Raw genomic sequence first — 15,497 nt, forward strand, 5'->3', positions numbered from 1 at the left:
GGATCAGGGTTCCCCCCATTGTCCAATATTCCCCACTGCTGCCTCCCGTAGGAGTCTGGGCCGTGTCTCAGTCCCAGTGTGGCGGATCATCCTCTCAGACCCGCTACAGATCGTCGCCTTGGTAGGCCTTTACCCCACCAACTAGCTAATCCGACTTAGGCTCATCTATTAGCGCAAGGTCCGAAGATCCCCTGCTTTCTCCCGTAGGACGTATGCGGTATTAGCATCCCTTTCGAAATGTTGTCCCCCACTAATAGGCAGATTCCTAAGCATTACTCACCCGTCCGCCGCTAGAAATCGGTAGCAAGCTACCTATTCCCGCTCGACTTGCATGTGTTAAGCCTGCCGCCAGCGTTCAATCTGAGCCATGATCAAACTCTTCAGTTTAAAATCAATAGTACCTTAAAGGGTACCAATCTTGGCTCATCAATTACTGACAAAAATTTGCTCAAATAAACTTCGAGTAATTTCTACCATCAATCAATGAAAATAATTTCGATCAATCAATCAGTAAAAATCCACACAAGTTGTTCTTCATAATCTCTTAATGATCTTCTTGTTGGTTCGTCACCAGCAAGCTAGGTCGGCTATATTACTCTTTATTTCTAAAGAGTCAACCAGTAATTCAAATTATTTTTAAACTTATCAAATAAAACCCAACTCAATCAATTCAACCAAGTCATTGTTTTATCAGAAGTTTTAATCTTCATCACCGCCGATGGATGTGCATTCTACAGCATTTCACATCCGTTGCAACACCTTTTTTAAAATAATTATTTTGAGCGCACATTTTTCACTCAAATTACATTTTTTCATTCATATTTTGATCAAATTTGGTTTAATAGTAATAAATCAGGATTATTTGAACGTTTTTACTTATTATACGGCAAACATTTTGCCGCGCTAAAAGCGTCAGGACTATATATGCGCCAAACTTCTTTTTTATATGCAGGATTATTGTCACTTGTCGTAACAACACCTGTATTTGCAAATGACGAGGCTTCAGCACCTGTTGCTCAAGACTCAGAAGCTGCCAATAAATCAAAAACACAACAACTTGCGCATGCTGCGATGGTCAAGTCATCTGAAGTTGCAAAAAAATTATCTGTAAATGCCAATGCAGCACAATCAGAAGAAGATAAAGACCCTTTCCAACCGATCAACCGGAAAGTTTACGCATTTAATGATTATTTAGATGTCCATATTGCCCGCCCTGCTGCTGTGCAATATGTCGCAAAAACTCCAAAGGATATTCGTGAATCTTATCGTTTATTCCGTAAAAATTTAGGCGAACCTTGGAATGCGTTTAACCAACTCATCCAAGGACGACCGACACGTGCCGCAAAAAGTCTAGGTCGCTTTACTGTTAATACACTGACAACTTTAGGCTTTGCTGACCCTGCGAGTCGCCTAGGCCTAGAAACCGAAGATGAAAATTTTGGTGCAACTTTAGGATATTACGGTATTCCTTCTGGTCCTTATATTGTTCTACCAGTGCTTGGCCCAAGCACATTGCGCCAAACCGTTGGTCTAGCTGTAGATAGTCAAGGACGTCCACAGAAATATATGCTTGATGGTCATGATGTAGCTTACTGGTCTGAGCAAACTTTACGTGGAATTGATACTCGCGCTCAATTACTGGATATCGAAGGTGTATTGCAAGGCGATAAATACGCTCAAATTCGTGATATCTATTTGCAACGCCTGAACTATTCTATTGCCGAGAAAAAAGGTATTGCTGAAGAAAACTTATTTATTGATGAAGAAGATGACGATATTGATGAATCTGAAGATAATTCAACAGATGTTTCATCTGATGATTCTACCGATTTCATTGATGACAGCAGTTCAGATGATACCGACACGGTAACAACTGAATAAATAAAATTTTTCAATTGGCTGGTGTGGTTTTTCCCTCCAGCCATCATTAGCTTGCTATAGTACACTTATTGTCTATCGAAGGATTCATCTAATTCTTTATGTATTTCATTCAACCTACTCGTGATATTCCATATTTAGATCAGGTACTTGATGCGCTTCCTAGCGTACAAATGATTAACATTGAAGATCTAGACTTGTATGATCCAACGATCATTGCAATTGCTGATGTTGCCGACTTTTTAAATCACCAATGGACACTTCCTACCATTGTGCTCGCTTTTGAGCATGAGGGCGCTGCATTGGCTCAAGCGTGGCAACAAGGTGCTTTAGCAGGATGGGTGTGGGACCATATTCCAACCAACCTTCAGGTGGCACTCACTAAAATTGATGCGCAATACAAACGCAATCAAGACAGCCGTGATCTCCCTTCTGCTGCAGATTTGCAAAAACGTTTACTGCCCAACCCGATTGAACTCCACAACTATAAAATTGAAACATTCTTCCAGCCTTCAGCCTATTTATCCGGTGATTGGTACGATTACTGGAAAATCAGCGATAAAGAAATCATGTTTTATCTTGCAGATGTATCTGGTCATGGGGTGACGAGTAGTTTACTGACCTCTTGGATGGCTGCTTTCCACGGTCGTTCAAAAACCCCGAGAGAACTCATCAAAAAGCTCAATGGCATGTTGGTTCAAGAAAATATTGAAAAGCACATTACCATGATTGCGGGGATACTCAATCTCGATACGCATGTCTTGAAATGGTCTAGTGCAGGCCATTATCCGCCGGCCATTTTATTTGAACCCGGTCTTCCCGCACGAATTTTAAATACCAGCAGCTTCCCACTCGGCTTAACTGAAGATCTAGAAGTTGAAGAGTTTGAATTTACCTTAAATCGTTATTCTCGCTTTGTAATTTGCTCGGATGGCGCACTTGAACCTTTTGACGGTGGATTGAATGAACAGCTAGGTCAATTGGTTTATCACTTGCAAAATCAATCATTTCAAGCACCAGACCATGTTGCTGATGATATTGCCATCCTAAGTTTACGTCGAATCAATTAATCACGAAATCAATCACTTAAACCGAATACGACTTTCTGATCATACTCGGCTACTTGAGTAAGCTGTGCCCCTATGGGATAATTTACTATCCTTCTCTGCAAATGGCATTTATATGTCAACAGGTCATGTTGAATATGCAAGCTTGAACGGAACGCATATTTTTAAGCTTATTGGCGAAGTGCGTGCCCAATCTTGTATTAGTCTAGACAAGTTATTAAACAAAATTGAACAGCAACAAAATGTCGTCGGTGCAATCGTTGATTTAACCCAAACGACATTTATCGATAGTACTGTCCTTGGCATTTTGGCTAAACTGGGTTTGAAGCTCAAACAAGTTCACCATATCCAAGCGGTAATGTTGTCTACAAACTCTGATATCACAACGCTTGCCAATAGCATGGGTTTAGGTCAGGTGTTTGTTATTTTGAATTATTGTGGTGATCCAAGTGTATGCACTCGCGCACTTATGGAAGAACACATTACCCATAGCAATATGCTGAATACGGTTTTAGATGCACACAAAACGCTGATGAAACTAAATGATAGCAACCAAAATATGTTTGAGCCTTTGGTCAAACAACTGCAAAAAGAGCAGGACAATCTAGAGCAACCCAAGCAGCAAAATGTCTAATTTAGGTTAATCACAGCAGAGACTCTCTTCGCATGACTTTACTTTCCGTTGCACAAATGAATTCTCAAAATGACATTGAAGATAACTTCAAAGTGATCGAGTCATTGATGCAACAAAGTCAGGCTCAAGGTGCGAGTCTCATTGTATTTCCCGAAAATTTTGTCTGTTTTGCCGCAGGTAAACAACGCGAAACCGCGGCGCAATTTGAAAGTATTCAGCAGCGACTAGAACAACTCGCACATCGTTATCAACTTTGGATTGTTGCGGGCACACTCCCATGCCCTTATCGTCCAGATGGTTCAATCATTCAAGATGGCCGTGTCCGTACTGTCAGCCTGTGTATCAGCCCTGAACGTACCGAAGCACGTTATGACAAAATTCATTTATTTGATGTGCAAGTTGGTGACGCTGTCGGTGGCTATCAAGAATCAAAATTCTTTGAACCTGGTACTGAAACCGTAGTTGCAACAACACCTTTTGGCAATATTGGCCTGATGGTGTGCTACGACTTGCGCTTTCCTGAACTGGCTTTGAAACTTCGTAGCCAAGGTGCAAACATTTTAACGGCGCCTGCAGCTTTTACTTATACCACGGGTGAAATGCACTGGCAGTTGTTACTGCAAGCTCGTGCCATGGATAGTCAATGTGCCGTATTAGGTGCCGCACAACAAGGCTGGCATGGTGAAAAGCGTCAAACTTGGGGTCATGCTGGAGCAAGCAACAGCCGTGGTCAAATTTTAGCAATCACCGCAGAAGAAGGCGCTCAACTACTCACAGTTCCTTTTGACTTAGACGAGCAGCAACAGATTCGCGCATCTATGCCACTGATGCAGCACCGTGTTTTGGTTCAATATTGATTTTCACTCTGTATAAAATTACAAAAAAACTGAATATTATTTAAACAAAATCCCCCACGATATGATTTTGAACCATCATCTGAGGGATTAGAAAAATGACTTTAGAAAAAGTAGTTTATACAGCCCATGCAAAAGCCACTGGTGGTCGTGATGGTCGTGCAACGACATCCGATGGTCATTTAGATGTTCAATTGGCTGTGCCGAAAATTATGGGGGGTACAGGTAATGGTACGAATCCTGAACAACTCTTCGCCGCTGGTTATTCAGCGTGTTTTTTAGGTGCGATGAAATTTGTTGCCAACCGCGATAAATTAAATATATCTCAAGATGCCTATATTGAAGGTGAAGTTGGTATTGGTCCGATCCCGACCGGTTTCGGTATTGAAGTGACCTTAAATATTCATTTAGAAGGGATGGATCAGGCAGAAGCCCAAAAACTGGTCGATGCTGCACATATTGTCTGCCCTTATTCCAATGCAACACGTGGCAATATCAATGTAACGTTAAATGCGATTACCTGATGAACTCCTACCCTAAAACAAAATGTTTTAGGGTAGCTTCCTAAATTATCAAAATAAATTTTATAAAAAATATAGCCTTATATTTCAAACATAAATAAGATAAGACGAATAATTAAAACCGAGTTTATAAGAAATGTCTGCGTTATTTTATGTATGGGATGCTGAACAGCATCATTTTCAAACAACAATTTCTACATTAGAACAGGCAGAATATTTTGCAACCAATCCTCAAGATTTAGGTTTTACAGAAAATCTGAAAAATTGGCTCATTGAAGTTGAAAGTATTGTGACTAATCCTGAACTTGCAGAAAATTTCGATGAAGAAATTATCCAGTTCTTTAGTAATGTAAAGGGCTTCTTTAACTTTTCTACGAATGTTTTTGTGATTGAATATTTGCAGGAAAAAAGTAAATACCTTTATAAAATATTGGTCGAAACATTGCGCAAGCATAATCTCGTTGCTTTTGATGCAAAGCATTATGTGTTTTTCAGTCGGGATGTTATTTTTCCTGACCAAAAAAGCATTGAGCAAATGTTGAATGCCGTTCAAGCAGTGACTAAAGAACAGTTATTACAATTTAAAGCAGTTCCATCAAATAGTGATAAATTGAGTAGATTCGCTTACCAATGGTTAGAGTCAAATTATAATAAATTAAAATTTACAAAAATAGAAAAAAAGCATCAATATCCTACTTCAGATAATCTCTATAGGGATATAAATTCAAATATATATGAAAGTATTTTTATTCTATGTTCAAGAAAAAAAAATGTTCTTGCTTATAGTGAATTAAGTTTGGCAAGTTACGTACAAGTTACACTAGATAAAGCAATCAAAATATTTAGAACACACCACATAAATGATAAAACCCTACAATATTTTCCAAATATTCATGGTATTGAGGGCGAGGCTAGCCATTTTAATAATCCCAAAGAACTACAACATATATTAAATCAGCTCTATGACTTTTTAATTTATGATGCAGAAAAACATAAAGATATAGAAACATTAAACCAATGGCTGAATCATGGAGATGAAAAAGAATATATTACAGGGCTAGGTGCTATCTCTCGTTTAGTCTTGGCGAAGCATGTTAATGATCCTTTATATAATCAATTGGTACAGGAAGCTTTACCCTATGTAAATAGAAATAAATTTTATAAGAATATGACTTTAGATCAATTCTATGAAAGATTAGAAATGGAAATAAAAGAGATTTTAGAAAAATAAGCTAATTTCATACCTACCAAAATATAAGATGCACTTTATAAGTACATCTTATATTTAAAAATTACAGAAAAACTCTCTACTCCGCCGCTTCATTGGTGACTCGAAGCACTTCTTCCAATGTGGTTTTACCGGCCAACACTTTGCGCAAACCATCATCCCGAATAGAACCCGACTGTTTACGCGCATAGGTTTCAATTTCATATTCCGCAGCATTGCCATGCACTAGACGGCGCATTTGATCATCGACCGGGACAATTTCATAAATGGCAGTACGCCCGATAAATCCGGTATGTGAACAGTGCTCACAACCTTTGGGTTGCGGTAACTTCAGTTCAGTGCCGACATCTAAATGGCGGAAAATTTCTGTTTCAAAAGCATCCGCTTCATGCCATGTTGCACAACGTGGACATAAGGTACGAACCAAGCGCTGGGCAATCACACCAATTAAAGAACTGGCAAGTAAAAACGGCTCAATCCCCATGTCTTTTAAACGCGTTACTGCACCAATCGCGGTATTGGTATGCAAGGTTGAAAGGACTAAATGACCCGTAAGGGATGCTTGCACGGCAATTTCTGCTGTTTCCAAATCACGAATCTCACCCACCATCACCACATCTGGATCCTGTCGCAGCATGGCTTTTAAAGCCCGGGCAAAAGTCATATCCACTTTGGTGTTGACCTGAGTCTGCCCAATACCTTCCAGTTGATATTCGATTGGGTCTTCAGCGGTTAAAATATTTTTTGAGCCGTCATTCAGGTCGGACAATGCCGCATATAAAGTGGTGGTTTTACCCGAGCCTGTCGGCCCAGTCACAAGAATAATGCCATGCGGACGATGCACCAGATGGGTTAAACGTTCATAATCCGGTTGCATCAAGCCCAAATGGGTCATATTTAAACGCCCAGCTTGCTTATCGAGTAAACGCATCACCACACGCTCACCATACGAAGACGGTAAGGTTGATACACGAACATCGACTTCACGGCCCGCCAAACGCAGAGAAATACGACCATCTTGTGGAATTCGCTTTTCTGCAATATCGAGTTTGGCCATGACTTTGATCCGTGACACCAACAATGGCGCAAGTTCACGACGAGGCTGCACAATTTCACGTAATTGACCATCAACACGTAAGCGGACAGACAGCTTTTTTTCAAAAGATTCGATATGAATATCTGAAGCTCCAACACGAATTGCTTCCGACAATAAAGCATTGATTAAGCGTACAATCGGCGCATCATCTTCCTGATCCATCAAATCTTCAGCTTCTGGCACAGAGTCCGCAAGGCTAAGTAAATCAGGATGATCTTCCAGACCCGCTGCCACTTGTTGAGACTCACCGGTGTCTCCGGCAAAGCTTGCACTGAGTAATTGATTAAACTCTTGCTCACTACATAATTGATATTGTGCAGGATGCCCTAAATAGCGACGTGCTTCTTGCAAAGCCAGTAGTGGCGTGCTGTCACGACGCACAATAAAAGCTTGATCACCCTCATATCGAAGCAATACGCCATGACGTTTGGCAAAACTATATGGTATTTGTAATTGTTTAAGTACTTGCATCACGCATTATAATGATGAAAAAAGTTGTTTTGAGTGTACTCTAAGCATCTGACAGCGTGAAGTCTGTTTTTAGGATTTATCAGGACAAGGGATATACGCATTGCCATTAGAAAATGATTTGACTGAAAAGGAATCCCCAAAACGTAAATGGTGGGGGGAATATCAATTTGAACTGAATCACCCGCGCAGTTGGCAGTTTGGGTCTTTATTGTTCCGTGTAACGCGCGGCATGCAAGAGTGGCGTATGGAATACCATCGCCCGACCTTTCAGTTTGACTATGAGCAGCAATGGCATCCGATACAAGACCCTGAATTTGGTTTTCCACAGCCCATTAAAATGGAACGCTATATGTTCCGCCAAACACATGACAAAATTCAAATCATGCCACGTTTGGCCGATCGGTCTGTGGTGATTAAACCAGTCGATCCGATTTATATTCCAGCTGGACAGCGCGGAACGCTATATATCAGCACACCGCTTTGGATTGCTGGTTTTGTCGAAGGTCTTAGAGAACCTTTGTTTGATATACCTGCGATTCTACCAAAAGATACCTGGTTTGGTCCGAACCATCGAATGGGTGAAATTTGCTATGCCACAGCAGTTGATGGTCGTACAGAACTTAAACAACTCAAACCGCGTGCTTTTCGTGCAGTAACCCCTATTGAGTTTCATAACGTGAGTAATCAACAGATTCGTTTTGACCGTATGAATGTCCCTGTACCGGCTTTGCCATTATTTTATAGTGAAAGTACAGGACGTTTATGGACTTCACAAATTCGAGTCGTGCATGAAGGTCATGACAAACCGCCGCGGGTCAAAATTGAAAACCGTACACCGCCACAAGCCGGTGACGTAATTTATCTGCATCCGCCACGCGAGTCAGCTAATGTACTATTCAATATGTTTGATTCATTTTTCTAACGGTGAGCCATGGCAGATTTAAATATTTCGACAGAAATTACCAGCAGCCTAAAAGGAATGGTCGCCAATCTCAATACCGATCGGCTGACAGAATTATTGGTGGCTGTTTTACTGGCAGTCATCGGCTTTCTGATTGCACGTTTTATCTCAAACACCTTTATCCGCACTGTAGGTATGCGTTTCAATGCCCATCAGCAGTTGGTTTGGCGTCGCGGGATTTTCTATTTCATCTTTATCATCTTTGTGATGGCCAGTTTAAAAGAAGCCGGCTTTAAACTCAGCGTCTTCTTGGGTGCAGCAGGTATTTTAACGGTCGCACTGGGTTTTGCCTCGCAAACGTCCGCATCCAACCTGATCAGCGGGATGTTCTTGATCGGTGAAGGATCTTTTGAAGTTGGTGATACCATTCAATTGACACTGATTCGCGGGCATACCATTGAAGGTGAAGTAATCTCGATTGATTTACTGTCGGTCAAATTACTCACGCAGGACAATGTCTATGTCCGTTTGCCGAATGAACAACTGATTCGGGCACCTGTACATAACCTGTCTAAGTTTCCAATACGGCGAATTCCAATTACCCTTGCGATTAACTTTCATGAAGACATCATCAAAGTCCGTGAAGTTTTATTAGATGCCGTTAGTAAATATCCATTGGTCTTGGCCGATCCTAAACCTGCCGTGACCGTCACTGCCTTTCGAGAATCTTCCATTGAGCTGCTTTTTGCTATTTGGTGTCAAAGAGAGAATTTCCTGAAAGTCCGTGATGAAATGCAGGAACGGATTCGAAATGCCTTTGTCGAAAATAAAATTGAAATCCCTGTCCCGAAAATGGGTTTTGTTGACCACCCGCTTTCTACACAAGCAAGCGATGCTGACGTCGATCAATATGCCAATACACAAGAAATCCAACGAGAGCCTCAACTCAAATAATGGTTTATAGAATTGATATAAAAAGCCCTGCATATCATCAAATGTGCAGGGCTTTTTTATTATCTACTATTTATAGCCAACGACCTCTACAGCTTAGTGATCTAGTACGTTTAAGAACTTCATCATGGTTCAATCTTGTCATTCGGCATGGGGGCAATATAGGCAATCAAAAGCATGGCAAAACCTGCGGCCATAAATGAAATCACTCGCATGAGAGTGCCGACATGAGATAAATCCAGTAAGACCAATTTCAACGTAACCAAGACCAAAATACTGCCACCAAGTAGCCAAACTGAACGTAATTGGCGCTGAGTGGCAAAGCGCATACTCACCAAAGCCAATAACACCCACAGCACAGTAAAACTCAGCTGAATGGTTGCATCGCTCCAAATGTCTAAACTGTTATAAGGCGTATCCAGATATATATGTAAGGCGCGGAGCACAACATAGCTACTTAACCAAAGTAGCCCAAGAACACTCAACACGGCAGCCAAGCTACGATCTAAACCGGCTTTTAACTGTTGATTCAACATCCATAAAAAAGCCGCTAACAACAGCAAACTCACTGCATCAAAAGGATTCAGTATCGGCAAGATATATCCCACAAAAGCCTGCTGACTAAATAATTGCGAACTGATGATCCAACTCAAAGCCAAAAACAAACTGCTACGCGCTTGCCAAAACATTTTCCAGACAGGTTCTTTGGCTTGCCAATAACACCATGCACAAAATAATAGCGGCAAAATTACCACACTGATATACGGCATACCGGGTATCAGCGTCAGACTGGTCCACGCCAAGCTGCTCAAAATTCCGAGACTGACCCACTCTTTTTCTTCACGCACACCGAGTAATGGTCGTAGCCAAAGCAGCGTCAAGCTCAGCCCAGCGAATGCAAAATACATCTGCTCCATCGTTGAATGCCAAAGTAACTGACCGTTCTCACTCACTGAAATAACTTGGTACAGCCCCATCACATAAACAGGCACTAGACCCGTCCATTTAATGATGGACCAACTCCACGAAGCTTTTCGTTTTAACAAGCCTTCATTCACCAACAGATAAGCCACACTGACGATCAATAGACTCAAGGCCAATTGATGGCTAGTCTGCAGCCAATCTAAGAGCAACATGATGAACATGATGGTTGCTGAGAGCATTTGCACACATTGAAAGGCAATACTCGAACTTGAAAGCTGTTTATGAAATGCAGGAATAGCATGTGTCACGATAATGGCTGCCAAATAGCTTAAACACACGCCCCAATACATCTGTGCAGGGAAATGTGGCAGTTGAACCAAATAGTACAGACTTGAACACCCCGCCATCACCAAGAGCGCCATGCCTAAATAACGGCTGATATTGGACTGCTTGTATAAGGCATATATAAATATCAACGCACCTTCAACTGCCCAACCGACCACACTCCACTGCTCTTTCAATACTATTGGTGGAATCAATGCCAAGAAAATTAAGGTCAAACTCAAATAACTTTGTGCAATCAGTGGGATCACAGCACTACGTTTACTGATGCTATACAGTGCGGCAAAAAGCGCCGCGAATAGCAAGCTATACCCCGCCTGCCATACGGTTTCCTCAAAATACATCAAATACAATGCCAGATAAGCAAGCACTGGCGAAGCAAATATCAGTGCAATATCCAAGGCTGGTTTGAGCTGAAAATGCGCAAGATCCTGTTTTGCCAATAACTGACTAAAACGAAAACCGAGCCAAATAAAAATCGCAGCGTGAGCTAAAACCAACACGCTCATCATCTGACGTTCGGTGGTGTATCCGTGGTAAAAAGCATATCCACCACCCATAATCACCGTCATCAAAAATGCGATTTGATTCAGATATTTCCACGGTCTTAAAGTACTCATGACTGCAACAGCCAGATTAATTACAAGATAATAGGCAATAAATTCCGTTGCAGTTGCATCACGAACAGGCAAGGTAAATGGCGCAAGATAGGCGATCAGCATTGCCATAATTGCCAGTTCTACCGACTGTTGTTTCAGACTGAGCCAAATCGTCAATGCCATAAGTGCAGCATACAGTAGACAAGCTATGCCAAAGCCCGGAATCACGGCATTGTAATAGGCAAAAAATAAAGTCAAAAACAGCGCTGCAAGACCTAGACCTTCTAGAGCCAAGGCAAAACTGCGGTTTTTGGTTTGCAGCCAAAAACCCAGTCCGACAACACCAGCACTGCTCAAACTCACAATCAGCAATTTCATGGCCAAGCTTAGTTGCCAATGCTCTGTGGCAAATCTAAGTAATAACACCACGCCAATCACCAAGACCAGTACCGCCACTTTCAACACGGGATTACCTTGAAAAAGCCATTGCTGAATTTGATTAGATAGATTTGGCGCAATCTTGGATGGTGTATTAGAAGGTGTTGAATTGAATGGTGTCTGATGTCTAGCTTTACCAATTTCCGTCGCGGGATGTACAGATGGTGTATCGTCAGAATCAAAATTTTCAGGACGGTCTATTGTCGACGCTGATATTGAAGTAGCTGCATGAATCGATTGCGACTGGAGCGCACGTCCTTGCAATAAATGCAGCTGATGTTCCAATCGTTTCAGCCAACGCAGAAAAAAATAAACCCACAGGCTAATCCCAATCGCAACCAAGTATCCCAGTTCTGTTAACAGCCCAACGACCGTTAATAACGATGCAATATATAACGGAACCTTTGATGTCACTTGGAATGGTTGTTTTGATGAACTCAGTGCATCAGCGCCGTGCTGTAAATCATCGACATAATTCATCAAACTGAGCATAAAACCAATGCCGCTGATATAACTCAAGATACGGATGTCTAAGTACCATGCCCCGATCCCTACCATAATCAGCGACATCAACCAAATCATCTTGAGTTCATTATTCTGTTTCAGCATACCTGCTTCGTCATTTTCCTGAATGTTTTGATGATACATGAGCCCGACGGATGGATTAAAACTATTCATCAGTGATTCGGTAAGTTACATATACAATCTAGACTCTGCGTGCGGGCAAAAAATCACGTACAATAAAACCGTTTTTAGGATTAGGAAATTATCAATGCCACCATTTGTCTTGGTCGATGGCTCATACTTTTTATTTCGTGCCTACCATGCACTGCCACCATTAACCACTTCAACCGGTTTGCATACCAATGCAATCCGAGGTGCCATTTCTGCCATCCAAAAATTAATGCGTCGTATCCAACCGACGCACATGGCCGTTATTTTCGATACACCTGAACCAACCTTCCGTCATGAATTGTCCCCGATTTATAAAGGTGACCGTCCAAGCATGCCTGAAGAATTATCACAACAAATTCCATATCTTCATGCATTAATTCGTGCTCTAGGGATTCCGCTGCATATGTTGCCAGGTGCTGAAGCCGATGACATTATCGGAACTTTAGCCAAACGCGCTGAAGCAGCCGGTCATCAAGTTTTGATCTCCACTGGTGACAAAGACATGGCGCAGCTCGTTACTGAGCGTGTCACTTTAGAAGACAGCTTCAAAGACAAACCGATGGACGTTCAAGGCGTTTTTGAAAAATTTGGGGTGTGGCCGAATCAAATCATTGACTACCTCACGCTGATGGGCGACGCCTCTGACGGCATTCGTGGTGTACCCGGTGTTGGCGCAAAAACAGCAGCGAAACTTTTAACTGAGTACGGCTCGATTGGTGGCATTTTAGAAAATGTCGACAGCATTAAAGGTAAAGTCGGTCAAAACATTAAAGACAATGTCGAAGGGATTACTCTTGACCACCAACTGGCGAGCATTGTTTGCGACCTCGACATGGGCCTTAAATACGAAGATTTGAAACTTGCTGATCCAAATATTCCAGCACTTCGTGATTTATATACTGAACTAGAATTCCGTAACCAACTGCAGTCATTAGATCATCCGAACAACCCCAATGGTGCAACCTACAAACAAGCAGCCAAAGCTATCAACACCACGGCGACTGTTGCCAATGCACCTGAAGCTGAAGATCAAGCGGACAAAACCAGTGTTGATGATTTACTCGGTGAAGCTCGATATCACACGGTATTGACCCAAGAAGATTGGGATGTGTTATTCAAGCGTCTAAGTACTGAAAAGCGTTTTGCCTTTGATACCGAAACCACTAGCCTTGACTACCGCGTGGCGCAGATTGTAGGTTTCTCGGTGGCTTTAGATGCACATGATGCCTATTACGTGCCGCTTGCGCATGATTATGAAGATGCGCCGCAACAACTTGATCGCGACACAATTCTGAATCAACTCAAACCTTTACTTGAAGATAATGACGTACAAAAAATTGGTCATCATCTCAAATATGATGCACATGTCTTAGAAAATCATGGCATTCATTTGGCAGGTTGGTATTTCGATACCATGTTGGCCTCTTATGTCCTCAACTCTGTGGCTACGCGTCATGGAATGGATGACGTCGCACGTTTGTATTTAAGTCATCTCACAACGACGTTCGAACAAGTGGCGGGCAAAGGTGCAAAACAAAAAACCTTTAACCAAATTGAGCTTGAAACGGCAGCCCATTATGCCGCAGAAGATGCCCATGTGACCTATCGTCTATATGAAGTACTCGATAAGAAGTTACAAGCCCATCCGGAACTGATCAATATTTTGCACAATATTGAAATGCCAGTTGCCCGTGTTCTGACCTCTATGGAAGAAAACGGCATTGAGTTGGATATGGACTTCCTCGACCAACTCGGTGTGGAATTTGCCAATACCATTCAAAATTTAGAAACAGAAATTACCGATCTTGCGGGTCAAAGCTTCAATGTCAGCTCGCCTAAACAAGTCGGCGAGATTCTGTTTGATAAATTAGGTTTAAAAGGCGGTAAGAAGACCTCTACAGGTCAGTACAGTACCAGTGAAAGTGTTCTAGAGAAAATCGATCATCCGATTACCGATTTAATTTTGGAATATCGTGGTCTCTCTAAACTGAAAAGCACTTATACCGATGGTCTGTTAAAGCAAGTGAATAATGACACACATCGTGTGCATACAAGTTATCACCAAGCTTTAACAGCTACAGGTCGTTTGTCATCTACCGATCCAAACTTACAAAACATTCCTGTCCGTGAAGATATTGGACGTCAAATCCGTAAAGCCTTTATTGCACCTGAAGGTCGCATTTTATTGGCAGCCGATTACTCGCAAATCGAATTACGTTTAATGGCACATTTCTCGCAAGATCATGCCTTGGTCGATGCCTTCAATCATGGACAAGACGTACATAAACGTACTGCGGCAGAAGTTTTGGGCATTCCACTCGACGAAGTCACTAGCAACCAACGTCGTCAAGCCAAAGCGGTGAACTTCGGTCTGCTCTATGGCATGTCAGAATTCGGTTTGACTCGTCAGTTGGGTTTCACTCGTGAAGAGTCACGCAACTATATTGGTAAATACTTCCAACGCTATCCTGGTGTTTTGGAATATATGGAACGTACTCGCCAAGTGGCACGTGAACAAGGTTTTGTGGAAACCATTTTAGGTCGTCGTCTGTATACACCGGACATTATGGCGAGCAACAAAATGGTGAAACAAGGCGCTGAACGTGCAGCGATCAATGCACCACTACAAGGTTCTGCAGCGGATATTATTAAATTGGCCATGATCGCCGTCGATAAAATCTTACCGAAAGATCAAGCCAAAATGTTACTGCAAGTACACGATGAATTGGTGTTTGAAGTTGATGCTGCAATTGCCGATGAACTGTCTGCCCAACTGACTGAAGTGATGCAATCTGTGTTGAAAATTTCCGTTCCACTGATTGTGGAAGTCGGTCAAGGCAATAACTGGGACGAAGCACACTAATTCATTCACGTTCATTCACACCTTTCTCCTTATAGGAGGAAGGTTGGGATGGAGG

Annotated in this window: 11 protein-coding genes and 1 rRNA gene; 9 read left to right on the top strand and 3 right to left on the bottom strand. The window is 41.9% G+C overall.

The features are described 5' to 3' along the window. Positions 1 to 387 (bottom strand): 16S ribosomal RNA (locus FTV11_RS01300); the annotation flags it as partial. A 537-nt stretch (positions 388 to 924) separates the two neighbouring features. On the opposite strand from FTV11_RS01300, the gene FTV11_RS01305 reads away from it, so the two are divergent. From FTV11_RS01305 to FTV11_RS01330, 6 genes are all read left to right on the top strand, one after another. Further along, positions 925 to 1,881, top strand: a complete 957-nt coding sequence (locus FTV11_RS01305; RefSeq protein WP_078189556.1) for a VacJ family lipoprotein — start codon at positions 925 to 927, stop codon at positions 1,879 to 1,881. A gap of 98 nt (positions 1,882 to 1,979) precedes the next feature. Then, positions 1,980 to 2,948: an RsbU family protein phosphatase GigA gene (gene gigA, locus FTV11_RS01310; RefSeq protein WP_078192616.1), complete on the top strand. Its 969-nt coding sequence runs from the start codon at positions 1,980 to 1,982 to the stop codon at positions 2,946 to 2,948. A gap of 112 nt (positions 2,949 to 3,060) precedes the next feature. Further along, on the top strand, positions 3,061 to 3,579 hold the full coding sequence (gene gigB / locus FTV11_RS01315; protein WP_078189558.1) for an anti-anti-sigma factor GigB: 519 nt from the start codon (positions 3,061 to 3,063) through the stop codon (positions 3,577 to 3,579). Between the two features lie 32 nt (positions 3,580 to 3,611). Then, complete coding sequence (locus tag FTV11_RS01320) at positions 3,612 to 4,436, top strand: carbon-nitrogen hydrolase family protein (protein WP_180011795.1); 825 nt, start codon at positions 3,612 to 3,614, stop codon at positions 4,434 to 4,436. Between the two features lie 95 nt (positions 4,437 to 4,531). Then, positions 4,532 to 4,957, top strand: a complete 426-nt coding sequence (locus FTV11_RS01325) for an organic hydroperoxide resistance protein (protein WP_180073256.1) — start codon at positions 4,532 to 4,534, stop codon at positions 4,955 to 4,957. Positions 4,958 to 5,090: 133 nt separating this feature from the next. Further along, positions 5,091 to 6,185, top strand: coding sequence for a hypothetical protein (locus FTV11_RS01330; protein WP_180059699.1), 1,095 nt, complete (start codon positions 5,091 to 5,093; stop codon positions 6,183 to 6,185). Between the two features lie 76 nt (positions 6,186 to 6,261). On the opposite strand, the gene gspE is transcribed toward FTV11_RS01330, so the two are convergent. Beyond that, positions 6,262 to 7,749, bottom strand: coding sequence for a type II secretion system ATPase GspE (gene gspE / locus FTV11_RS01335; protein ID WP_180073257.1), 1,488 nt, complete (start codon positions 7,747 to 7,749; stop codon positions 6,262 to 6,264). Between the two features lie 100 nt (positions 7,750 to 7,849). Between gspE and FTV11_RS01340 the strand changes: the two genes are divergently transcribed. Further along, positions 7,850 to 8,671, top strand: coding sequence for a hypothetical protein (locus FTV11_RS01340; protein WP_180050205.1), 822 nt, complete (start codon positions 7,850 to 7,852; stop codon positions 8,669 to 8,671). Positions 8,672 to 8,680: 9 nt separating this feature from the next. Continuing rightward, positions 8,681 to 9,604: a mechanosensitive ion channel family protein gene (locus FTV11_RS01345; RefSeq protein WP_180020954.1), complete on the top strand. Its 924-nt coding sequence runs from the start codon at positions 8,681 to 8,683 to the stop codon at positions 9,602 to 9,604. Between the two features lie 122 nt (positions 9,605 to 9,726). Here FTV11_RS01345 and FTV11_RS01350 read toward each other — a convergent pair whose 3' ends face one another. Beyond that, complete coding sequence (locus FTV11_RS01350) at positions 9,727 to 12,513, bottom strand: DUF2339 domain-containing protein (protein WP_180073306.1); 2,787 nt, start codon at positions 12,511 to 12,513, stop codon at positions 9,727 to 9,729. 163 nt (positions 12,514 to 12,676) lie between these two features. Here FTV11_RS01350 and polA point away from each other — a divergent pair, with 163 nt between their 5' ends. Continuing rightward, positions 12,677 to 15,442 carry a DNA polymerase I gene (polA, locus tag FTV11_RS01355; protein WP_180073258.1) on the top strand — a complete coding sequence of 922 codons (2,766 nt, stop codon included), beginning with the start codon at positions 12,677 to 12,679 and terminating at the stop codon, positions 15,440 to 15,442. Positions 15,443 to 15,497 lie beyond the last annotated feature (55 nt).

Origin of the sequence: Acinetobacter sp. YH12231 (assembly GCF_013417755.1) — a bacterium.
Lineage (GTDB): Bacteria > Pseudomonadota > Gammaproteobacteria > Pseudomonadales > Moraxellaceae > Acinetobacter > Acinetobacter amyesii.

Coding starts and splice junctions, on each gene's coding strand:
- FTV11_RS01350 (WP_180073306.1), bottom strand. CDS start 12,513: ATGCTGAAACAGAATAATGAACTCAAGATGATTTGGTTGATGTCGCTG.
- FTV11_RS01305 (WP_078189556.1), top strand. CDS start 925: ATGCGCCAAACTTCTTTTTTATATGCAGGATTATTGTCACTTGTCGTA.
- FTV11_RS01325 (WP_180073256.1), top strand. CDS start 4,532: ATGACTTTAGAAAAAGTAGTTTATACAGCCCATGCAAAAGCCACTGGT.
- FTV11_RS01345 (WP_180020954.1), top strand. CDS start 8,681: ATGGCAGATTTAAATATTTCGACAGAAATTACCAGCAGCCTAAAAGGA.
- FTV11_RS01320 (WP_180011795.1), top strand. CDS start 3,612: ATGACTTTACTTTCCGTTGCACAAATGAATTCTCAAAATGACATTGAA.
- gspE (WP_180073257.1), bottom strand. CDS start 7,749: ATGCAAGTACTTAAACAATTACAAATACCATATAGTTTTGCCAAACGT.
- gigB (WP_078189558.1), top strand. CDS start 3,061: ATGTCAACAGGTCATGTTGAATATGCAAGCTTGAACGGAACGCATATT.
- gigA (WP_078192616.1), top strand. CDS start 1,980: ATGTATTTCATTCAACCTACTCGTGATATTCCATATTTAGATCAGGTA.
- polA (WP_180073258.1), top strand. CDS start 12,677: ATGCCACCATTTGTCTTGGTCGATGGCTCATACTTTTTATTTCGTGCC.
- FTV11_RS01330 (WP_180059699.1), top strand. CDS start 5,091: ATGTCTGCGTTATTTTATGTATGGGATGCTGAACAGCATCATTTTCAA.